20 protein-coding genes are annotated in these 21,565 nt (G+C 68.6%); 5 read left to right on the top strand and 15 right to left on the bottom strand.

Translation table 11 applies throughout. The annotated features are described in order from the left end of the window. Positions 1 to 251 precede the first annotated feature (251 nt). A complete protein-coding gene (locus FW784_RS05045) occupies positions 252 to 1,625 on the bottom strand; it encodes an MBL fold metallo-hydrolase (RefSeq protein WP_149352268.1) in 1,374 nt (457 codons plus the stop codon). 100 nt (positions 1,626 to 1,725) lie between these two features. Here FW784_RS05045 and FW784_RS05050 point away from each other — a divergent pair, with 100 nt between their 5' ends. The 3 genes from FW784_RS05050 to FW784_RS05060 all read left to right on the top strand — a co-directional run bounded on the left by FW784_RS05050 (position 1,726) and on the right by FW784_RS05060 (position 4,544). Next, complete coding sequence (locus FW784_RS05050; protein ID WP_149352269.1) at positions 1,726 to 2,721, top strand: L,D-transpeptidase; 996 nt, start codon at positions 1,726 to 1,728, stop codon at positions 2,719 to 2,721. Between the two features lie 221 nt (positions 2,722 to 2,942). Further along, on the top strand, positions 2,943 to 4,223 hold the full coding sequence (locus FW784_RS05055; RefSeq protein WP_149352270.1) for a sialidase family protein: 1,281 nt from the start codon (positions 2,943 to 2,945) through the stop codon (positions 4,221 to 4,223). A gap of 81 nt (positions 4,224 to 4,304) precedes the next feature. After that, positions 4,305 to 4,544 (top strand): hypothetical protein, encoded by a 240-nt coding sequence (locus tag FW784_RS05060; protein ID WP_149352271.1) that lies wholly within the window; start codon positions 4,305 to 4,307, stop codon positions 4,542 to 4,544. Positions 4,545 to 4,892: 348 nt separating this feature from the next. On the opposite strand, the gene azu is transcribed toward FW784_RS05060, so the two are convergent. Both azu and nirK read right to left on the bottom strand, forming a co-directional pair. Continuing rightward, positions 4,893 to 5,357, bottom strand: coding sequence for an azurin (azu, locus tag FW784_RS05065; protein ID WP_149352272.1), 465 nt, complete (start codon positions 5,355 to 5,357; stop codon positions 4,893 to 4,895). Positions 5,358 to 5,501: 144 nt separating this feature from the next. Continuing rightward, positions 5,502 to 6,887, bottom strand: coding sequence for a copper-containing nitrite reductase (gene nirK / locus FW784_RS05070; protein WP_235893579.1), 1,386 nt, complete (start codon positions 6,885 to 6,887; stop codon positions 5,502 to 5,504). A 201-nt stretch (positions 6,888 to 7,088) separates the two neighbouring features. Between nirK and FW784_RS05075 the strand changes: the two genes are divergently transcribed. Then, positions 7,089 to 8,309: an alginate export family protein gene (locus FW784_RS05075; protein ID WP_149352273.1), complete on the top strand. Its 1,221-nt coding sequence runs from the start codon at positions 7,089 to 7,091 to the stop codon at positions 8,307 to 8,309. Here the strand turns inward: FW784_RS05075 and FW784_RS05080 are convergent. From FW784_RS05080 to hemN, 9 genes are all read right to left on the bottom strand, one after another. Continuing rightward, a complete protein-coding gene (locus tag FW784_RS05080) occupies positions 8,306 to 9,475 on the bottom strand; it encodes a GGDEF domain-containing protein (RefSeq protein ID WP_149352274.1) in 1,170 nt (389 codons plus the stop codon). The genes FW784_RS05075 and FW784_RS05080 overlap by 4 nt on opposite strands. Next, positions 9,472 to 11,433 carry a pyridoxal phosphate-dependent decarboxylase family protein gene (locus tag FW784_RS05085; RefSeq protein ID WP_149352275.1) on the bottom strand — a complete coding sequence of 654 codons (1,962 nt, stop codon included), beginning with the start codon at positions 11,431 to 11,433 and terminating at the stop codon, positions 9,472 to 9,474. Before FW784_RS05085 ends, FW784_RS05080 begins: the two co-directional genes overlap by 4 nt. A gap of 3 nt (positions 11,434 to 11,436) precedes the next feature. After that, complete coding sequence (locus FW784_RS05090; RefSeq protein ID WP_149352276.1) at positions 11,437 to 11,838, bottom strand: SirB2 family protein; 402 nt, start codon at positions 11,836 to 11,838, stop codon at positions 11,437 to 11,439. Between the two features lie 11 nt (positions 11,839 to 11,849). Continuing rightward, a complete protein-coding gene (locus FW784_RS05095; RefSeq protein WP_149352277.1) occupies positions 11,850 to 13,070 on the bottom strand; it encodes an NnrS family protein in 1,221 nt (406 codons plus the stop codon). A 44-nt stretch (positions 13,071 to 13,114) separates the two neighbouring features. After that, a complete protein-coding gene (locus FW784_RS05100) occupies positions 13,115 to 14,170 on the bottom strand; it encodes a PLP-dependent cysteine synthase family protein (protein ID WP_149352278.1) in 1,056 nt (351 codons plus the stop codon). Continuing rightward, positions 14,167 to 14,448 carry a DUF6522 family protein gene (locus FW784_RS05105; protein ID WP_149352279.1) on the bottom strand — a complete coding sequence of 94 codons (282 nt, stop codon included), beginning with the start codon at positions 14,446 to 14,448 and terminating at the stop codon, positions 14,167 to 14,169. Before FW784_RS05105 ends, FW784_RS05100 begins: the two co-directional genes overlap by 4 nt. Before the next feature lie 71 nt (positions 14,449 to 14,519). Next, on the bottom strand, positions 14,520 to 16,832 hold the full coding sequence (locus FW784_RS05110) for a nitric-oxide reductase large subunit (protein ID WP_149352280.1): 2,313 nt from the start codon (positions 16,830 to 16,832) through the stop codon (positions 14,520 to 14,522). Between the two features lie 101 nt (positions 16,833 to 16,933). Continuing rightward, a complete protein-coding gene (locus FW784_RS05115) occupies positions 16,934 to 17,686 on the bottom strand; it encodes a helix-turn-helix domain-containing protein (protein WP_235893580.1) in 753 nt (250 codons plus the stop codon). Positions 17,687 to 17,705: 19 nt separating this feature from the next. After that, on the bottom strand, positions 17,706 to 19,106 hold the full coding sequence (gene hemN, locus FW784_RS05120; protein WP_149352281.1) for an oxygen-independent coproporphyrinogen III oxidase: 1,401 nt from the start codon (positions 19,104 to 19,106) through the stop codon (positions 17,706 to 17,708). A gap of 245 nt (positions 19,107 to 19,351) precedes the next feature. On the opposite strand from hemN, the gene FW784_RS05130 reads away from it, so the two are divergent. Further along, positions 19,352 to 20,110, top strand: coding sequence for a helix-turn-helix domain-containing protein (locus FW784_RS05130; RefSeq protein WP_149352282.1), 759 nt, complete (start codon positions 19,352 to 19,354; stop codon positions 20,108 to 20,110). Between the two features lie 5 nt (positions 20,111 to 20,115). Here the strand turns inward: FW784_RS05130 and FW784_RS05135 are convergent, their stop codons facing one another. The 3 genes from FW784_RS05135 to FW784_RS05145 all read right to left on the bottom strand — a co-directional run. Then, positions 20,116 to 20,832 (bottom strand): sulfite exporter TauE/SafE family protein, encoded by a 717-nt coding sequence (locus FW784_RS05135; protein ID WP_149352283.1) that lies wholly within the window; start codon positions 20,830 to 20,832, stop codon positions 20,116 to 20,118. A 1-nt stretch (position 20,833) separates the two neighbouring features. Then, positions 20,834 to 20,983, bottom strand: a complete 150-nt coding sequence (gene ccoS / locus FW784_RS05140; RefSeq protein WP_149352284.1) for a cbb3-type cytochrome oxidase assembly protein CcoS — start codon at positions 20,981 to 20,983, stop codon at positions 20,834 to 20,836. After that, positions 20,980 to 21,565, bottom strand: a 586-nt coding sequence (locus tag FW784_RS05145) for an HAD-IC family P-type ATPase (RefSeq protein ID WP_149352285.1), incomplete at its 5' end; no start/stop codon positions are given. The genes ccoS and FW784_RS05145, both read right to left, overlap by 4 nt.

Here is a 21,565-nt window from a genome sequence, read left to right on the forward strand (position 1 = left end):
GATCTCGCCGGCGGCGTCCAGCCCGCGCCCGGACGCGGGCGCTGCGGCTGGTGCACGCTCAGCTGGGTCCACGCAGTGCCTCCGGGCTCGAAAGGGAGATGCAGCCGCCACTGCAGCGCCGACGCGACGCATCGCCACGCTGGCACGGCGGCGACCGGGCTTGTTGCGTGGCGTCAACTTCGGTCCACGGCGATGCCCGGAGTTCGCGATCGGTGCGCAAGCGACCGCCCGCCGTGCACCGTGCCCTGCGATCACAGCAACACGCGTTCCTCCTGGTCCGGCACGCGCACGGGCCAGTGCAGCTCGTTCTGGATCCGCAGCCTGAGCGCGTCCGCCGCTGCGGGCTCCCCGTGCGTCACGTACGTCATCCGTGGCGCCGTGTGCGCGGCGCCCAGCCACGCCATCATTTCGGGCGCGTCGACGTGTGCGGAAAAAGAGCCCAGCTGGATCACCTCGGCTTCGATGGCGACGTCGCGCCCGAACATGCGCAGCGAACGCTTGCCATCGCGCAGGGCCGCGCCGCGCGTGCCGCCGGCCTGATAGCCCGAAAGCAGGATCGCGTTGCGCCTGTCTCCGCCGAACGCAACGACGTGGTGCAGCACGCGGCCGCCCGTAAGCATGCCGCTCGCGGAGACGATGATCATCGGGCCGTGCTGCCGGTTGAGCGCCTTCGACGCCTCCACGCCGTCCACGACCGTCGCGATTGCGAAGATGCGATCGCACTCCTCGCGCGTGAGCCGGTGCTCGCCCACGTTGCTGCGGTACAGCTCCGTCGCGCTCGCGGCCATCGGGCTGTTGAGGTACACGGGAACGGGCGCGATGACGCCGTTCTCCTGCAAACGCGCGAGGTGGAGCAGCAGTTCCTGGGCGCGGCCGACGGCGAAGGCGGGTACCACCACCACGCCGCCGCGGCGAAGCACCGGCCCGACGGCCGCGGCGAGCTCGGCTTCCGCGTCGATGGCCGGGTGCTGGCGGTCGCCGTAGGTGGATTCGCAGACGAGCACGTCGCAATCCGGAAGTGGCGATGGCGGCGGCAGCAACGCGTCGACCGGTCGACCGAGATCGCCGGTGAAATGCAGCCTGCTTCCGCCGACCTCGATGGTGGCCTGCGCAGCCCCCAGGATGTGGCCCGCGCGGACATACCGCAGTGTCCAGCCTTCGAACAGCTTGATGGGGGCGTCGAATGCCACGGGTTTGAAGCGACGCAGCGCGGCGCGCGCGTCTTCCTCGGTGTACAGAGGTTCGGGGCGTTCGTGCTTCGAATAGCCCTTTGCCGCGGCGTAGCGCGCCTCTTCCTCCAGCAGGCGGCCGCTGTCGGGAAGCAGCAGCGAACACAGCGAACGCGTCGGCGCGGTGCAGAAGACCTCACCGCGGAAGCCCTCGCGGATCAGCTTGGGCAGGTAACCCGAGTGGTCGAGGTGCGCATGCGTAAGCACCACCGCATCGAGCGTTTCGGGCTCGACCGGGAAGGGCCGCCGGTTGCGCTCGCGCAGCACCTTGTAGCCCTGGAACAGGCCGCAGTCGACCAGCAGCCGTGTGCCGGCGCTTTCCACGAGGTAGCGCGAGCCGGTGACGGTGCCGGCGGCGCCGAGGAACTGCAGCGTGACATCGGCGGTTGGGTTCATCGCGATCTCCCGTGGGCGATTCGACGCTACGCCGCGTCCGCTGGCGCAACTTGATTCGCGTCAAGTCCCGCGGCGCCCGGCCCGCGCAGCATGGGCCGCGATGGGAAACACACTCCGCCACCTCTGCCGCAGGCTCGCCCTGGCCGCGCTGCTCGCGTGCGTGCCGGTCGCGCTCCTGGCGGACGCGCGCGATCCCTGGACACTGAAGCCGGGCCACTATGTCTGGCAGCCCTCCGTGGCACCGGCCGGGCCGCTGGTCATCGTGGTGAGCCTGCCTCTGCAGCAGTTGCACGTGTATCGCAACGGCGTCCGCATCGGCGCGTCGAGCATCAGCAGCGGCAAGCCGGGACACGAAACCCCCGTCGGGGTGTTCACGATCCTGCAGAAGGAGGTCGAGCACTACTCGAACCTCTACGACGCCGCGCCGATGCCCTGGATGCAGCGCCTGACGTGGGACGGCGTCGCGCTGCACGGCGGAACGCTGCCCGGGCGCCCTGCGTCGCACGGTTGCATCCGCCTGCCCCAGGCGTTCGCGAAATCATTGTTCGCCGCGACGCGACCGGGCGACGTGGTGATCGTCAGCGACCAGGCGGGCCACCCCGGCATTGCCGCGAGCGGCGAGGTATTGCGCGCGACGGGGCTGCAGGGCGCGATGCCGGCACTCGAGGACTTCTGGACACCCGATGCATCGCCGAGCGGACCGGTGAGCGTGGTTCTGAGCCTCGCCGACGCACGCCTGGTGGTGAATCGCGACGGGCGGCGCATCGGGCAGGTCGCGGTCGAGGTGGAGCCGGGCCTTCGGCTGGGAACGCACGCCTACGTCCTGTTGAACGGGACCGTCGACGGCAGCAATCCGGTGTTGCCCGATCGACCGCGGCGCCATTGGATGGCGATCGACATGGGTGCCGCACCACCGGAAGGCGACCCGGTGCGCGCTGCAATCGAAGCGGGCCGGATCGTGATCCCCGCCGCGGCCGCGCGCCGCGTCGACGATATCCTGCAAACCGGCGCGACAGTGGTGGTAACCGACGAGCCGCTGGGCGACGACGTGCAACGTCAGGTGATCGAGCTGGAAGATGCCAGGGGCCGTAAGTGACCGACGCGTGTCGGCGGTTCGTGCCGGCGCTGCATCGATCGCCGCGCGCTTCTGCGGGTCGCATGCCGCGGCGGCGGCGTTGGGCGAGGCCCGCGCAATAGCATGGATAGCAGCGACGACAGCGACGACAGCAACCGCGAATCTGCTGTCGCGATTCGCCGGACTGCTGCGGCCACGCTGCTACCCATACCATCAACGCTTACAGCCGATAGAGATTCGTTATGACAGTTGGTCTCCGCTTCACGCCCGCGCCGTTCGCCGTCGCAGTAACGCTCGCGTTTGCACTGGCGGCGTGCACGCGCGATGCGCCGCCGGCGCCGACGGCGTCCGCAACGCGTGCGCACGTAGCGACGTCGACTGCACGCCCCGCACAGACGCCGTGGTCGCTGCCCGCGATAGCAGGAGCACAGCCCGACCTGGCCGTCGCGCCCGATGGCGCGCTGCTGCTGTCATGGGTGGAGCCGTCGGCGGGCACGCATCGGCTGCGCCTCGCACGCTGGCTCGGCACGCGGTGGTCGCCCGCAAGTACCGTTGCAACTGCAGGCAGCTTCGGCAATGCCTTCGACACGCCGAGGGTTGCGCAGACGCAGGACGGCGCGTTGTGGGTGACATGGCTGCGTGCGCCGCCTTCCGGGGGCTATGCGCGTGACGTCGTCATGTCGCGTTCGGCCGACGGGGGCGCGAGCTGGTCGGCGCCGGTCGCGGTCAACACGGACGCCACGGCCACCGAACATGGATTCGTCTCGCTGTGGCGCGCCGCGCCCGACGCGATCGGCGTGGCATGGCTCGACGGGCGTGCCAAGCAGGGCGGCCACCCGCATGGGCACGAGGACAGCGATGCCATGCAGATGCTGCGCTCGGCCGTATTCGATGGGCGGTTGCAACGCCACGGCGAGACCGCGATCGACACGACCGTCTGCGATTGCTGCCACACCGCCGTCGCGCTTGCTACCGATGGCCCCGTGCTCGCCTATCGCGACCGTACCCGCGAGAACGTACGCGACATACACGTCGCGGTGCTGCGCGACGGCGCTTGGCGCGACACCGGTGCGGTGCACGTCGACCACTGGGTGATGCCAGGCTGCCCGGTCAATGGGCCCTCCGTTTCTGCCGTCGGAAATCGCGTCACCCTGACATGGTTCACCGCGCCCGACGGCGTGCCCAGCGTGCTCCATGCGGTGAGCGAGGATGGCGGGCTGCACTTCGGCGACGCCACGCAGCTGGCGCGGGATGCGGGCGTGTTGGGGCGCGTCGCCGTGGCGGCCGACGCGCGCGGTGCATGGTCAAGCTGGATCGCGGAGGTCGACGGCAGGCAGGTGCTGCGCGCGGCGCATCGCGAATGGACGTCGCCGAAGACGCAGCCGCCGATCACGCTCGCCCCTCTGTCAACGCACGGCAACGGCGCCGGCATGCCGCGCCTGGTCGCCAGCCATGGCGCGACGTATGCGGTCTGGACGGACACGGTCGACGGCAAGCAGCGGCTCGTCGGCAAGCGGCTCTGACGTTGCAGCCGGCTTGATCTGGGTCAGCTCGAACGGCGGCCCGCGAACGCATGATCACGGCTCCCGACTGGAGCCGATGCCATGCAGTACGAAATCGCGGGCGTGCCGACCACGCTCGACCTGCCGTTGCTCACCCGCCTGATAACCGAAGCGGACCCTGCTGCGCTTGTCGACGTGGCTCCCGACACGCAAAAGCTCCGCGCGTCCACGATGCTCGATGCGCCGGAACTGCTCGATGTGCTTGTACGGGCGGGCGCCGCTGTCGAAGGCGTCGTGGTGGACAGGCTGCCGTCGCAATGCTGCGGCGGCTGCGGTGGCTGACTGTGTTGCGAGTGCCGGCCGGCCCCTGATGGTGCCGGCCCGGGCCGACTGATTCGTTCGCCGGACGACCGCACGTACGCGTGCAGGCGCGTCGCCAACGAACACGATCGAAACGGTCCCCTCGAGCGGTGCTCAATGCCCCGCAAACAAAACGGACTCGCACGGAGCAGGGTGCACGGGTACGCGGCGACGCCGTCCATCGGACACGCGACCTGCCGCGCCATCCGAGAAGGGCGCGGCCGCCACGTCTGCCGCGCCAGCGCGGCTGTCAGATCAACGCCAGGGTGGCGACGCTTTCTCCGATGGGGACGACACCAATGTGCCAGTTGCGCCCGCCACCACACGCGATTACTTCGTGAGCGAAAGCGTGCCGCGCATCATCGAGGAATGGCCCGGGAACGAGCAGAAGAACGAATACGACTCGCCGGCCTTCAACTTCGCGACCGGAATGTTCACCACGGTCGACTGGCCTCCGCCCACCAGCTTGCTGGCCGCGATGACGCGCGTGTCGCCCGCCTTGACGTAATTCGCCGCCGCGCCGGCCTTCATGCCATCCGCACCGACGCCCGCCATGTCGGCGGTCTTCGTCACCACCAAGTTGTGGCCCATCACCGTGACCGGCAACTGGCCCGTGTGCTTGAGCGTGACCGCGAACTGCTTGCAGCTGGCCGGCACCGAAATGACGCGGGTGTTGTATTGCATCGCGTCGTTCGCCTGCACCGTGGTTGCGCAAGTGGCGGCGGACGCGGTGGTAGCGTGCGCGGCGAAGCCGGCAAGGAGGAGCAGGCCGGCGGTCGTGACAATCGTCTTCATAGCGGATTCCATTGATGTGTGTTCGCGTGATGCACAGTGTCGGGCGCGATCCATCAGGCCGCCTTGATCCAGATCAGTTATTGCCGCCGCTGTCGCCAGCGACGGCAAACCGTTCAGCCCGTAATCGGCGGCCGGGCTGCGTACTCAATGCCCGGAGTTGGGATCCATCGGTGTCTCGCTGTGGAACGCCTCGGTCTTGTCGTCGCCGGTGACGTAGAGGAAGCCGACCAGCCCCTTTTCCAGCCGCGAAAGCGCGTGGTCGACGAGGATGTACTTGCCCGGGTGGTCGACCTTGAACTCGACCATCGTCGCGCCGCCCGGTGGTACCAGCGTGGTCTGCACGTTGGTGAGCGGGGGGCTGGTGAGCGAGGCGAGGTTGTAGACGCGGTCGAAGACTTCGCCGATGACATGGAAGCTGGAGGTCAGGTTGGGCCCGCCGACGCCGAAGAAGATGCGCACGGTCTCACCGGTCTTGGCTTCCATGCGGAACGTCTTGGTCAGCGCGTCCATCGAGCCGTTGAAGGTCAGGTGCTCGGGCTTCTCGTCCAGCAACTTGTCCAGCGAGAATTCCTGCAGGCCCTTGCTGCCGTGCTTCTGCGCCGTGTACAGCTCGCCCTGCATGACATAGAACTCGCGATCCACCTTGGGCAGGCCGCCGGCCGGTTCGACCAGGATCATTCCGTACATGCCGTTGGAGATGTGGTGCGCCACCATCGGCGTCGCGCAGTGGTACACGTAGAGACCGGGATTGAGCGCCTTGAACGTGAACGACTTGGTCTGCCCGGGCGCCACCTGCGTAACCGCCGCGCCGCCACCGGGGCCGGTGACTGCATGGAAGTCGATCGAGTGGATGTTCACGCTGTCGGGGGCGTTGGACAGGTTCACGTTGACGGTGTCACCGAGTCGGATGCGCAGGAACGGGCCCGGCACCTTGTTGTCGAAAGTCCAGTAGCGATACGTGCTGCCGTCCGAGAGCCGACCTTCGACCTCGTGCGTGGTGAGGTTGATGCTGAGGTTCTTCGGCGCGCGGGCGCCGACATCGGTACCGACCGCATGCGGATCCTGCGAGATGTCGGCCGCGGTCGATGTTTCCTGCTTCACGTCGCCGACGATCAGCTTGCCCACCATGCCCGCGGCCTTGTGGCCCGGCAGCGAGCAGAAGTATTCGAACGTGCCTGCCTTGTTCGCACGGAACACGATCGTCGTGGCGGCCCCCTTTCCGGAAAGCTGGTCGGACTTGGCGCCGAAGTCGGGCACGGTGATGTCGTGCAGCGCGCCATCGCTGTTGACCAGCGTGATCTGGACCACTTTTCCTTCGGGTACGTGCAGGTCGGGATCTACCTGCCCGGTGATCGGGCCCGCTTCGCCGACGAACACCAGCCTGCCGTCGGCGATCTGCGTGCGAAGCGTGAAGCTGACATCGGCCACCGGCGAAACATTGGTTGAACCATGCGATTCGTGCTGCGCGAACGCCTGTGGAACCGCGCCGAGCGCAAGGCTTATGGCAAGCAGGAGGACGGACTTCTTCACGGCGATCTCCAAGGGTCGTTTCATATGGAACGCACGTTATGCGGGCGCTACCGGCCCCGCATTGATGCAGGTCAAGCGCGACGATTGGCGCGCGTCGACCACTTCGGCGCACGACGCGCGCGGTTGACCTGCATCAATGCACCGCACCGGCGCCGTCCCGATGCTCGCACCGTGCAATCGGCACGACAGACATCGACGGTCATGACCAGTCGTTCGCTTCTCGCTGTATCGATCCTTTCACTCCTGCCGGCGCTGGCGCCGGCCGCGACGCCCGACGCATCGCCCCGCCTGAGCTGGGAGACAGGCGCGCGGCTGCGCTACGAACAGGTAGACGATGACCTGTTCGCCAACAGCGCCAACGCCACCACCCTCCGAGTGCGCGGCGCCGTGCGCTGGCAGGTGACGGCCGCACTCGAATCATTCGCCGAGGCCGAAGCGGTCGGCGCCCTCGGCGACCACTACAACAGCTCGGCCAATCGCCGCACTGGCTACCCGTCGATCACCGATCCGCAAGGCATAGAACTCAACCAGGCCTGGCTGCGCTGGCATCGCGGGACAACAGCCGCGGTATTGGGGCGGCAGCGCATCGTGCTCGACAACCAGCGATGGATCGGCAACTCGGGCTGGCGGCAGAACGAACAGACCTTCGATGCGCTCAGCCTGCAGGCGTCCCCGGTCAAGGACGTGGTGCTGCGCTACAGCGCGGTGACCCGCGTCCACCGCGTCAACGGCGACAACGCGGTTGATCCACTGGCGCGCCAGCGAAACCTGGACGCCCACCTGTTCAACGGGACGTGGACGCACGGGCCGCATCGCCTTACCGGGTACGGCTACCTCATCGACGACCAGGACGTGCCCGCTGCGTCGACCGCGACGTGGGGCGCGCGTTACGCGCTCGCGCCGGTGAATGGGTCGCGCCCTTGGGGCATCGCCGGCGAGTTCGCTCGCCAGCGCGACTATGCCGGCAACCCGGGCCACTTCACGCACAGCTACGCGCTGATCGAAGCGGTGGTGGCCATGCACGGCCTCACGTTCAAGACCGGCGCCGAGCACCTCGGCGGCAACGGCAGGCATGCGCTGCAAACACCGCTCGCCACGCTCCACGCGTTCAACGGCTGGGCCGATCGCTTCACCACCACGCCGCCGGCGGGGCTCGAGGATCGCTATGCATCACTGGGCGGACAGTTCGACAAATCGCGCGCGCGCGGCGCGCTGGAATGGCAGGCGGCGTGGCACGACTACCGCAGCGACGCCGGCAACCTGCACTACGGTCGTGAATTCGATGCGTCGCTGGCGGTTCCGTTGTCGCCCACGCTGAAGTCGTTGTTGAAGGTAGCGGCCTACGATGCCGACGCGTTCTCGCGCGGTACGCGCAAGGTCTGGCTGCAGCTCGAGTGGGCGCCGCGGCCGATCGCGCGTTAGGGCGTGCTGTCTGCGGGGGCGCGGACGGACGGGGGCGCGGCGACGCAGCGGTCGCGTCCGCCGCGCTTGGCCCGGTACAGCGCGGCGTCCGTCCGCGCGAGCACGCCGGCGATGCCTTCCGAGTCGGCGAGCTCCGCGGCGCCGATGCTGACGGTGACGGGAATCGTGCGGCCCTGGACGGTGGCGGGCATCGCCGCGATCCGGCGGCGGATGCGCTCGGCCACGCGCATCGCGTCGCCGAGCGGGGTGTCGGGCAGGACGGCCACGAACTCCTCGCCGCCGAAACGCGCGCCCAGGTCGATGGAACGCAACTCATCGGCAAGCGCATTCGCCGCGGCGGCGAGGACACGATCGCCCGCGGCGTGGCCGTACTCGTCGTTGACGACCTTGAAGCGATCGAGGTCGAGCATCAGCAGCGACAAGGGCTGGCCGTGGCGACGCGCACGCGCGGCCTCGGCGGCGAGGCGCGCGTCGAGCGTGCGGCGGTTGGCAAGTCCGGTCAACGCATCCTCCGAAGCCTCGCGCCGCGCGCCGAGGAGTTCGACCAATAGCCGCAGCTGCGCGTGCCCGGTCCACGCCGCCACCCCGGTCAGCAGCACGAGCAGCCATGCGTCGCGCCAGTCGTCGATGCTGAGCGCGCGGCCGTCACGGTGCAGCGCGAACAGAAGCGATGCTGCCGGCGCAACGGCGGTGCGCAACGTCTGCAGCCACGGCGCGGGGAACAACGCGAGCTGCGTGACGATGACGAAGGGAAAAAGTCCGTACCCGACCTGGCCGGCCACGTGCGCAGGCTGCAGCAACCACTCCATGGCGCCAAAACCCAGTGCCTGCGTCCACACGAACGCACGCAACGTGCCGGTGGCGCTCAGTCGCCACGTCGCGCGCGACAGCAGCACGAGCGCCGCTGCCATCAGGATGCGGAGCAACCCGATGCGCACGGCATCCACGGGCTGCAGCACCGCGGCATCGAGCGCGATCCACGCAATCGTGAGCACGGCCAGGACCGGTGCCAGCGTGCGCACCCGCATGCGGACGATCCGGTCGCGCTCGCTGGCACAGGCCACTGGCACGCGCGTGCTGTCGGCGAGTGTGGAGATCAACGCTCGTACGCGCGTCGCCCGCGCCAAGCGGCCCATCGTGGAGTCGCCCGCGGATGACGCGCTCAAGGTCCGAGCATCCGCCGGATGCGCTCACCCAGGTAGTCGAAGTAGCGGCCGACGTAGCTGATGTCGTTCTCGCGGTCGAGCAGGTATGGGTTCATCAGTGTGTGGCGAAGGATGACGAGCCGGTCAGCGTCGCCGTCGTCGAACGTCGCGGGGTCCAGGCCTAGTCGCGCGCAAAGCCCCGCCAAGCCTTCGGCGCCGACGATTCCCGGGCGCAGCGTGGTCGACGAGCCGAAGAACTGGCGCATCTGCAGCGGTTGGCGGCTATCGCAGTGCAGGTCGGCATACAGGTCGAGCACGAAGCGGTTGGCACGCGCGACCTCCACGTTGCCGGCCGGGTTCAGCGCAAGTCCGACGAGGTTGCTGTCGGGCATGAACGGGATCGTCACGCGCGCGAACGGCGCGACGTCGAGCGCGAACGCTTCGGCTCGCGCGACGAAATGTTCCGCGGCGCGAATGGTCTGCCGCGGCAATGCGCCGAAATTCGCGTGGTCGAGAGGCAACACGCGATGCGTCACGTACACGGCGGCCGCGGCGGCCCCGGACTTCGAACCTTCGGGAATCACCTGTCCCAGGCGGCGATGGCGCGCGAAGTAGTCGGGCGCGGCGTCGCCGTGGAACACGTAGTCGGCCTGCTCGGCCAGCAGTCCGACCGGCCGCTGGTCGCGGGTGATGAAGGCGCCGGCGCCGTACGGCAGGTACCCGAGCTTGTGCGGGTCGACAGTGATCGAGTCGGTGCGCCCCAGCGCCGCAAATGCATCGTAGACGGCGGGTTGCGGGAAACACGCATGCTCGGCGGCGACGTCTGCGCGTGCGCGGAGGCTGCCGTCCGCGTTGCGGAACAACGTGGCGAGGTAACCGCCCCATGCGCCATCGACGTGCACGCCGAAGCCCAGGCCCTTCGTCGCCCACCGGTCACGGGCATCGACGATGCGATCGATAGGATCCACGGTGCCGTATTCGGTGGTGCCGAGCACGCCGACCACCAGCAGCACCGGTTGATCGCGCGACGCGCAGCGCTCAAGCGTCGCTTCGAGCGCGTCGGCATCCATGCGCATGCCGCGCTCCTCCACCTTCCAGAGCTGGTCGCGTCCGAGCCCCAGGAGCTTCGCGCCCTTGCTCCACGAATAGTGTGCAGTGACCGGCGCGAGCACCACCGGGATCTGCAGCGCGCGGTGCAGGTTGAAGAAGCCCGCGATGCCGCGCTGCTCGATCCGCTCCGCTTCGACGCGCGCGCGCCAGTGCATCTGCTCGGACGCCGTGCAGGCGGCAAGCCACTTGAGCCAGCGCTCGAAGAGTTCGACGCCCTTGGTACGGGGCAGGTTGAATGCCTCGCGCGCGGTGCGCGGCGCGTCGATGCCGGGTACACCCGCCGCCATGAGCGCAACCGGAAAGGCCTTGAGTGCCAAGGCGAGGCGAAGTGCCTGGTAGTTCGAGAGCGTGCCGCCGGAGGTGAGGTGGCCGAACGCGCAATCGGGGCGCGCGGTGTCGTCGCAGTAGCCGAACAGCCGCGCGAACTGCAGGCCGACGCGCACCTCCAGGTCGACCGTGACGGGCGCAGCGTCCTCGCTCACGTTGTTCGGGTTGTACGGCAACGTGAGCATCTGCGCGGCAAGGCCCGGCAGCAGCAGGTCGGAGGCCATGTGCCCGATGTAGCGGGGACTGTGGAACGGCACCGACTGCTTGAGCGCGGCGGACAGCGAGTGCAGCTCGCGCCGCATGCGCGCCTCGAACGCCTGGTAGGCCGGATGCGCGGCCGCGCGCGTCGGGATCGCCGGCGGATCCTCGGGATGGAAATTGCGCCGCCAGTAGACGTGGTCCCGGAGGAACTCGACGACCAGCCGTTCGAGCGTCCCATCGTTCTCGCCATACGGGCCCAGGAAGCAGGCATCGAGCGTGCGGTGTTCCCATTCCTGCTTCGCGTCGCCGGAAAGGGGCTCGTCCTGCACGCGTGCGTTCATGCGTCAGCTCCCCAGCATGAAGAACGGGCCCAGCGGATGGTGCGCGCGGGCGATGGAGATGATGAAGCCGAACACCGCCAGTGCCGCGACGTAAGTGACCGCCCGCGTGCGCTGCGTGCGACCGCGCTTGAGCGCGAAGGTGCCAAGGCCGATGTACACCACCAGCAACACCAGTTTGGTCGCGAGCCAGCCGTTCGAGAACATCTCATGCGGCAGGATCGTGAAGAGCATCAGCGCAGCGGTGAGCAGGGTGGTGTCGATGGCGTAACTGAGCAGCTTCACCGCCAGCTGCATGGGCCAGCGCATTCCGGCCAGCACGCCGGCGCCACGCATCGCGAACAGCAGGCCGCTCAGCAGCACCATCGCGATGTGCACGGCCTTGATCTGCGGATAGAACTCGATCATCGGGGTTCGCCTCAGCCCGCCTTGCCGTCGACACGCGGCGCCAGATAGATGCGGCCCAGGCGCAGGATCCAAGGCGTCAGCGCCACCAGCCAGCCGGCCGCGGCGAGCGTCTGCCACAGCATCGGATCGCGGCTCACTTCCGCGACGATCCGCACGACCGCCACCATGTTGATCGCGGCGAACGCGTAGACCGCCACCGGCGGCATGGACAGCGGGCGTCCCGAATGGCCCTGCGTCACGCGCGTGACCATCGCGATGAGCACCGAGCCGAAGAACCCGATGAACAGCGCATGCGCCGGCGCCCGGCCGAGCGGGAAGACCCCCTGCAGCAGGTAGGCGAGGCTCTGCACGATGTACAGCGCGAAGGCGACCGGCAGCCACGCATAGCCCAGGAACAGCGCGGTCAGGATGAAAGGTTTGCGGCCTCGCGGCCACCAGCGCACGAGCGCGGTGGCGGAGAGCGCCAGCAACGCGAAATCGGGTAGCCAGGTCCACGCGTAGGCATGCATGAGCTCGAGGCCCAGATGCAGCAGCACCGCGGGCCACATGGCGGCGAGCAGCCACATGGGCCGCCATACCGCGTACGGCTTGACCACGGCACCTGCGAAGAAGGGGAACATGCGGTGCGCGACCGTCCAGTACAGCGGCAGCAGCAGGCCGAAGCCGCCCAGCTTGATCGCGGCGTAGGCCGACATCGGCGAGCCGGTGAGCAGGAAGCCGATCCACGCCAGCAGACCGACGAGCCCCACCACGAGCGCCGCGAAGCACGAGCGCGCATGCCACGTGGTTCCCTTCTCGCGCCAGAGCAGCGGGGCGAGCGTGGCGATGCCCGCGAGCCAGCCCGCGAGCGTCATGAAGGCGCCGACGACGATGCCCGCATCCCAACCGATCGCGCCGAGCAAGGTCGCGAGCTGCCCGCCGAACAGGCCCACGCCCACCGGCGCATAGCGCCACCGGTCGACATCGGGCAGCCCCATCCAGCGGGGGAAGGTGGTGAGCAGGAAACCGAATACGAAGCTCGGCAGCATCTGGTACTGCATGACGAACGCATGCAGCCAGCCCGCATAAGGGCGTGGCGATGGCATGGCGGCGCCGAAGCGCGCGGCGCCGAGCCACGCAGCCCACCACGCCATCGCCAGCAACACGTTGCTGGCGCCCACGAAGAACAGCAGGCGGTGCGGCGCAGCGAAGAGCTGCGCAGCCCTGGGTGTCGAGTCGGCGGTCGAGTGCATGGCGACAGTCTCGTCGGCCGCCCGGTGCCCCGCATTGATCCAGATCAGATCGGGGAGACGCCCGCTGCCGCGCGGTCGTCGGTGACCGCTGTCGCCAGACCGTGCGCGGAAAGCCACGCGGGCGAATACAACGTCTGCGCATAGCGGTCGCCGCGGTCGCACAGGAGACTGACCACGCTGCCGCGCTGGCCGGCCGCGCGCATCTCGTCGGCGAGTTGCAGGCAGGCGGCGAAGTTGGTGCCCGAGGAGCCGCCGTAGCGCTGGCCGAGCAGAGTCTCGAGGCGGTGCAATGTCTCGATCGAACGCGCATCGTCCACTTCGACCACGCGGTCCACCACGTCATACAGGAAGCCCGGTTCCGCTCGCGGCCGGCCGATGCCTTCGATGACGGTCGGGCGTGTCGCCTCTGCCTCGGCGTCGCGTGTCGACCAACCGATCGCGAAGGCACGCCCTGTGGGCTCGGCGACGCACAGCTGCGTGTCGAGGCCGCGGTAGCGCAGGTAGCGGCCGATGGTCGCCGACGTGCCGCCGGTGCCAGCGCCACAGACGATCCACGTCGGCACCGGATGGCGTTCGCGCGCGAGTTGCGACATCAGCGATTCGGCGATGTTGTTGTTGCCGCGCCAGTCCGTTGCGCGCTCCGCGAGGCCGAACTGGTCGAGATGGCAGGCGCCCGCCTCCCGATGCCGATCGGCGCGCGCGTGCGCGTGCGACGGATCGTCGACGAGGTCGCAGCGGCCACCGAGGCGTTCGACCATGCGGATCTTTTCCGGCGCCGTGCAGGCCGGCATGACTGCGGTGAACTCGAGGTCGAGCAGACGGGCGAACCAGGCCTCGGAGATGGCGGTGCTGCCCGACGATGCATCGACGACGTGCTGCCCCTTCTCGAGACGGCCGTTGCACAGCGCGTACAGGAAGAGCGAGCGCGCCAGCCGGTGTTTCAGGCTGCCGGACGGATGTGAGGACTCGTCCTTGAAGTAGAAGTCGATGCCCGGATGCGTCGGCGTGGCGACGTGGAGCAGGTGCGTGTCGGCCGAGCGCGCGGCTTCGCGAGCGAGTGCGGCGACGGCGTCGCGGACCCACTCTCGCGCAGTGTTCAAGACGTCGAGTCCGGCCGCGGTTCGGTGTGGCCTGGCAAGGGTTCGCCGTTCGCATCGACCACCAGGCGCGCACGCCTGTCGCGGTGATAGAACGTGGCGCGGTAGCGGCCGGAGTCTTCGCCGACGCCGCGTTCGCAAAGGACGCTGATGTGACCGTCAGCCATGAGCGCGCGGAACGTGAGCACGTCGAGGCCCAGCAAGGGTGCGACAAGTCCGGCGTCGATGCTGATGTCCGGCAGCGGTTCGGCGACGGGCAGGCGCGGGGATGTGTCGGTCATCGGATTCTCCATGCCTGGAACACGACGGCCCGGCGCAGGGGCCGGGCCGTCGCTTGTATCCATTGCAGCGCTCAGCGACGCGCGGGCGCCGTGTCCGCGACCGCACCTTCGCGACGTGGCGCTACCCAAAGCCGCAGCACGAACCAGGCGAGCGACAGGGCGCCGACACTGAAGATCGTGTCGCCGGGTACGCGCATCCATACCAGCATGTCGATGATCGGCCGGTTCATGAACTCGGCCGAGCGCGCATACGCATAGCCGTGCTCGATGCTCGCCATCAGTTGCATCAGGCCCATCGGCAGCAGGGTGAACACCGCCATCATCGCCAGGCCGATGTTCATCGACCAGAACGCGACCTTCAGCGGCGCCGTGTTCCACACCATCTGTCCACGCAGGCCGCGCAGGCAGAACAGCATCAGGCCCAGGCCGAGCATGCCGTACACGCCGAACAGCGCGGTGTGGCCATGCAGTGCGGTGAGGTTGAGGCCCTGCATGTAGTACAGCGACAGCGGCGGATTGATCAGGAAGCCGAACAGGCCCGCGCCGATCAGGTTCCAGAAGCTCACCGCGACGAAGAACAGGATCATCCACTTGTAGCGCGCCATCCACGGCGTGGCCTGGCCCATGCGGTAGGTGTGGAACGCCTCGAAGCCGATGAAAGCCAGCGGCACCACTTCCAGCGCGGAGAAACTCGCCCCCAGCGCCACCACGGCCGTCGGCGTACCGACGAAGTAGAGGTGGTGCAGCGTGCCGAGCACGCCGCCGGTCATGAACACCACCGTCGAGAACAGCACGGCGGTGGAGGCGGTCTTGGCACGCACCAGCCCGAGCTTCACGAAGATCAGCGACATCACCGCGGCGGCGAACACCTCGAAGAAGCCCTCGACCCACAGGTGCACGAGCCACCACCGCCAGTATTCGACTTCCGCGATGTGCGTCTTCTCGCCCCACATCAGCGCCGATCCGAAGAACAGGCCGATGCACACGGTCGAGAGGAACAGCAGCGCGACGATCGGCTTGGTCTCGTCCTTGGTGGAGCGCAGCACCGGCCACAGCGCGCGGCCGACCAGCGTGAGCCACAGCATCAGGCCGATGAACAGGAACACTTGCCAGAAGCGACCCATGTCGGCGTATTCCCAGCCCTGGTGGCCGAACCAGAAGTTGTACTTCAGGCCGAGCTTCTGCATCACCGCCATCCACTGGCCGGTGAACGAGCCGATCACGATGACGAGCAGGCAGACCCACAGGAAATTGACGCCAAGTCGCTGGAAGCGCGGTTCATGCCCGCTCAACGCGGGCGCGATGTACAGGCCGGTGCCGAGCCAGGCCACCGCGATCCAGAGCACCGCGAGCTGCGTGTGCCAGGTACGCGTGATCGAGTACGGCAGGATGCTCGAGAGGTCGAAGCCGTAGGCCTTCTGGCCTTCCACCTGGAAGTGCGCGGTCATGGCGCCGAGCAGGATCTGCGTGAGGAACAGCGCGAGGACGACCCAGAAATACTTCGCGGTTGCGCGCATCGACGGCGTGATGCGCAGCAGCGCCAACGGATCGCTGGACGGTAGGGTCAGGACATGCTCTTCCTTCGTGCGCGCGTGCCACCAGCCCAGCAGTGCCACACCGGCGATCAGGAACAGCACGCTGAACAGCGACCACGCCCACAGGGCAGGCGCGGGCTTGTTGCCCACCAACGGCTCATGCGGCCAGTTGTTGGTGTAGGTGACGACCTGACTGGCCGGCTCGCCGCTCGTGGGTGCGGCCGCGGCGGGCATCTTGCGCTCGGTGGTCGCAGCCCAGGCCGTCCACCAGAAGAACGCCGTGAGTTCGTGACGGTTCGTCGCGTCGGTGACCGTGCCTTCCTTCATGGCATAGGCCTCGCGCAGCGCATGCGTCGCGGGGTCGCTGCCGAACAGGCTCTCGTAGTGCTGCGCGACGGCGACCGCCGCCGCAGCGCGTTCCGGCGACACGGTGATCGTGCCGGTGTTCGCGTCGTACGTATTGCGACGCATCATCGGCTGCAGTCGCGCCTGCAATGCCGCCTGGCGTTCCGGCGTCAGCTCGGCGTAGGTGGCCACGCCTTCGGCGCGTGCCCAGCCATCGAGCACCGCGATCGCTTCGCGATGCAGCCAGTCGGCCGACCAGTCGGGCGCGACGTAAGCGCCATGGCCCCATATCGAGCCCAGTTGCATGCCGCCCATCGACTGCCAGACCTGCCGGCCGCGTTCGATATCGGCGCGCGTATAGATCACGTCTCCGTTCTGGGCCACGACGCGCTCGGGTATCGGCGGCGCCGCGCGGAAGATTTCGCCGCCGGCCCAAAGCAATAACGAGAACGACGCGGCCAGCAACGCGGCGAGTCCCCACCACAACCTGCGTGTACTGTTCATCCCATGACTCCCTTTTCTGTTGGGAGACATGCTGGCCGTGCGCGAGCGGCGCCACCTTGATTCAGGTCAATCCAAAGGCCGATGGGCGACCGGCGGCGCGGTCAATCGCGCAGGACGGGCGCGGCCAACGTTTCCAGCGCAGCCTGGTCGAGCAGTTCCAGTTCGCGGCGATCCACCGCCACAAGCCCATCCTGCTGGAAGCGCTTGAGCACGCGGCTGACGGTTTCCGGTGCCAGGCGCAGGTAATTGGCGATGTCGGTGCGCGCCATCGTCAACTGGAAGCGATGCGGCGAGAAGCCGCGCGCGGCGAGGCGTCGCGAGAACCCGATGAGGAATGCGGCGGTGCGCTGGTCGGCGCTGAAATCACCGGCGAGCAGCGCAGCGCGGCCGATATCGCGGCTCATCAGCCGAAACAACTGCCGCTGCAGGCCGGGCACGCGCGTGGCGAGGACTTCGATCTGCGGAAACGAGAAACGACACAGCATCACCGTGTCGAGCGCGACCGCATTGCACGGATAGTGGTCGCCGTCGATCGCATTGAGCCCGATCACTTCACCGGGCAGGTGGAAGCCCAGCACGTGCTCGCGGCCGTCGCGATCGATGACATAGGTCTTGACGGTACCGGCGCGCACCGCGGCGATCGCCTCGAAGTGGTCGCCCTCGCGGAAGACGTGATCGCCGGCCGACAGTGGGCCGACATGCTCGACCAGCACATGCAGTTCCTGCAGCGACGACTTGTCCATGCCCTGCGACAGGCACGCGTCGGAAAACGCGCAGGTGGCGCAGAAGTGCAGCGCGTCGCCGTCGTCGGAGAGCGTGCGCGCATCCTGCCGCGGGAACGGCGTGAGGCTCACGGACGCGACGCCCAATGCTTCAGATCGCACGGGAGAAGCGCGGGCGGGCGATGTCGGCGGGGCGGTCGAGGTAGGCGTCGAAGCACATGGCGATATTACGCAGCAGCAGCCGCCCCTGCGAGGTGGCCACGATGCACCCGTCCTCGCGTCGTACCAGGCCGTCGGCTTCCAGCGGTTCGAGCGCGTGGAGCGCATCGTGGAAGTAGCGGTCGAACTGGATGCCGTACCGGCGCTCGAGCGCGGCCACGGGGATCGCGCCCTGGCACATGAGCGACTGGATGAGGTCTGCGCGCAGCTCGTCGTCCTCGCTCAGGTGCAGGCCGCGGAATACCGGAAGCCGGCCTTCGTCGAGCGCCGTTTCCCAGCTGAGCAGGTCGCGCGGGTTCTGGCTGAACGTGCTGCCGATGTGGCTGATCGAACTGACTCCGAGCCCGATCAGGTCGCTGTCGGCGTGCGTGGTGTAGCCCATGAAATTGCGATGCAGCCCGCCGCGCGCCTGGGCCGTCGCGAGCTCGTCGTCGGGCAGCGCGAAATGATCCATGCCGATGTAGGCATAGCCGGCCGCCGTGAGCCGGCTGATCGCCATGTGCATCAGCGCGAGTTTGAGGTCCGGCGGCGGCAGGTCTTCCGCGACGATGTGCTTCTGCGCGCGGAAAAGGTCGGGCAGGTGCGCGTAGCTGTAGACCGCGAGGCGGTCGGGGTGGATCTCGAGCACGCGATCCAGCGTGCGTTCAAAACCGCCCAGGGACTGGCGCGGCAGGCCGTAGATCAGGTCGATGTTGACGGAGCGGAAGCCGGCGTCGCGGCACGCATCGACCACGGCCCGTGTTTCGTCGACGCTCTGGATGCGGTTGACGGCCGCCTGAACGTCCGGATCGAAATCCTGAACGCCCAGGCTGGCGCGGTTGAAACCGATTCGTCCCAAGGCCGCGATGTCCGCCGGGTCCACGAAGCGGGGATCAAGTTCGATCGAAATGTCGCTGTCGCGCGCGGCGGCGAAGTGGAAATGGCGACGCAGGGTTTCGACCACCTCGCCGAGCTGTCCGGGGGACAGGAAATTCGGCGTGCCGCCACCGAAGTGCAGCTGGATCACTTCGCGGTCGCGGTCGAACAGGTCCGCGGTGAGCGCGATCTCGCGGTAGAGCCGCGCGAGATAGACCTCGGCGCGCGCCTTGTCGCGGGTGATGATCCGGTTGCAGCCACAGTAGAAGCAGGGGCTGGTGCAGAACGGCACGTGCACGTACAGGGACAGGCGGCGCGGAATCGGATCGCCGTTGCTGGCGGTCGCGGCCGCGCGCAGCTCGGCCTCGCCGAACGCCTCGCGGAACTGCGGCGCGGTGGGGTAGGAGGTGTAGCGCGGGCCCGGGCGGTTGTAGCGCTCGAGAAGGCCGCGATCGATCGTGGGAACGGTGGTCGCCATAGGGCGAGACTAGCCAGCGCGACCCGATCCCGACTTGACCCGGATCAATCGACGATGAAACCGTCTGCCCGAGCCCGAGCCCGAGCCCGAGCCCGAGCCCGAGCCCGAGCCCGAGCCGGCGCCGCCGCCTTGGCACCCTCGGCGGCGCCAGCCGGGAACGGGCCACGCTCGCGCAAGCGCGGAGCCGGTCACCAACGATTGGAGGCGGCTGGGTTACGCTGGTGTTTCGTACCATAAGCGTACCCATGGCGACTCCGACCCTTGACCTCATCACGCTCCGCAAGGGGTGTGCGAGCTGCTCGCTGCAGCAGCTCTGCCTGCCGGCAGGCATCAACCTGCGCGAACTGCAGGAGCTCGAGGCCATCGTCAAGCGCAAGCGGCCTGTGGAAGTCGGCGAACGCCTTTTCCGCCAGGGTGACCGGCTCGACGCGGTCTTCGTTGCCCGCGACGGCGCCTTCAAGACCGTGCTGGTCAACGAGGACGGCGACGAACAGGTGATCGGCTTCCACCTGCCGGGTGAGCTGGTCGGGCTGGACGCACTCGGCACCGGCGTCCATCGCTGCGAAGCGGTCGCGCTTACTCGCGCGAACGTCTGCGAGGTGCCGTTCGACGAGCTGTCGAACGTGGCGGCGCACGTGCCGGGCCTGCAGCGCCAGCTCATGCGTGTCATCGGCCAGAGCGTGGGCCGCGACCAGGACCACCGCGAGATGCTGGTCCGGCGCCAGGCCAACGAACGCATCGCGCTTTTCCTGCATGGGCTGAGCGAGCGCCTGCGCACGATCGGGGAGCCGTCGGAAACCATCCGACTGCCGATGAGCCGCGAGGACATCGCGCGTTTCCTCGGCCTCGCGCTCGAAACCGTCAGCCGCGGCTTCACGCGGCTGCAGGAGGACGGCGTGATCTCGGTGCACGGGCGCAAGGTGCAGATTCTCGATGTCGCCGAACTCGACCGTCTGGCGCATGGATCGGAGCCTCCGGGCGACCGCGCCCGCGTCCGCGCCTGAGCGGTTCACACGGGCAGGCAACCCAGCAGCCGGAGCGGGCCGTGCAGCGCCGGCATGGCCACCAGCCACGGCGCGGCGACGGTGACGACCCCGCCAACGGCCACCACGACGCCAGCGGCGGCACGCAGGCCGCCCTGCAGCAGTCGCCGCCCGACCTGCGCGCCGGACCAGGCAAGCGGCAGCATCACCGGCATCGTGCCGAGGCCGAACACTGCCATCGTCAGTGCGCCATTCGCCGCACTGGCCTGCAACCAGGCCGCGGTGAGGAGCGAGGTGCTGAGGCCGCATGGCATCCATCCCCACAGAGCGCCCAGCGCCAGCCGCCTGCCCGACGAATTCGCTGGAAGCAGCCGGCGCTGAAGCGGCTTGAGCACCCGCCACAGCCCGCCGGCGGTGCCAGAGTAGGGCGTCGCGCGGATGGCGCTGCCCAGGCGCAGGCCGATGACGATCATCAACAGGCCCGTGCCGGTCCGCAGCGCGGTTCGCAACCATGGCAGCGCCGCGACGTCGACGATCCCGTGCCCGATGCCGCCGGCGATTGCGCCCGCCGCGGCGTAGCCGAGCACGCGCCCGAGGTTGGGTTCGACGACATAGCGCCAGCTGGCGCGCGGCGCCATGGCCGGAAACCCGGTCGCAATGCCGCCGCACATGGCGGCACAGTGGCCGCTGCCGACGAGACCCGTCAGCAACGCGGAAAACAGCGTGAGCCAGGCGATGCCCACGTCAGTCGCGCGGCGGGTCGTCGTGCAGGATGTCGATCGCGGGCGTGTCGAGGTCGTCGAACTGGCCGCGGTCGACCGCCCACCAGAACGCATACACCGCGATGCCGAGCAGCATCAGACTTAGCGGGATCAGCAGCAGAAGGATGTTCACGGGACGGCCCTCGCCAGTCGCAGTGCATTGAGCGTCACCGCGAGCGATGACAGGCTCATGCCGAGCGCCGCCATCCACGGCGGCACGATGCCCGTCACCGCCGCGGGCAGCGCGACCACGTTGTACGCAAGCGCCCACCCGAGGTTCTGCCGGATCACGGTGCGCGTGCGGCGCGCCAGCGACGCGGCCTGCGCGATGCGCGCAAGCGAACTGCCGGTGAGCACGATGTCGCCTGCGCGCTGCGCAAGCGCCGCACCGCTTCCGATGGCGATGGATACGTCGGCGCCGGCGAGCACCGGTGCGTCGTTGATGCCATCGCCCACCATCGCAACCACGCGTCCGCGCGCTTGCAGGGCTCGCACGTAGGCGAGCTTCGCCTCCGGCGACTGCCGCGCGAGCGCAGTGTCGATCGACAGCCGCGACGCGATGCCGGCCACGCGCCCGGCAGCGTCTCCGCTCGCCATGTGCACCGTCATCCCGAGCGCACGCAGTGATCCGAGCGCGTCGACTGCGTCAGCGCGCAGGGTCTCGTCGCTTTCGAAGCGTGCCACCGCCCGGCGGCCGTCGCCGAGCCAGAGAGAC

The organism is Cognatilysobacter lacus (assembly GCF_008274655.1).
In the GTDB taxonomy this organism is placed as follows: domain Bacteria; phylum Pseudomonadota; class Gammaproteobacteria; order Xanthomonadales; family Xanthomonadaceae; genus Cognatilysobacter; species Cognatilysobacter lacus.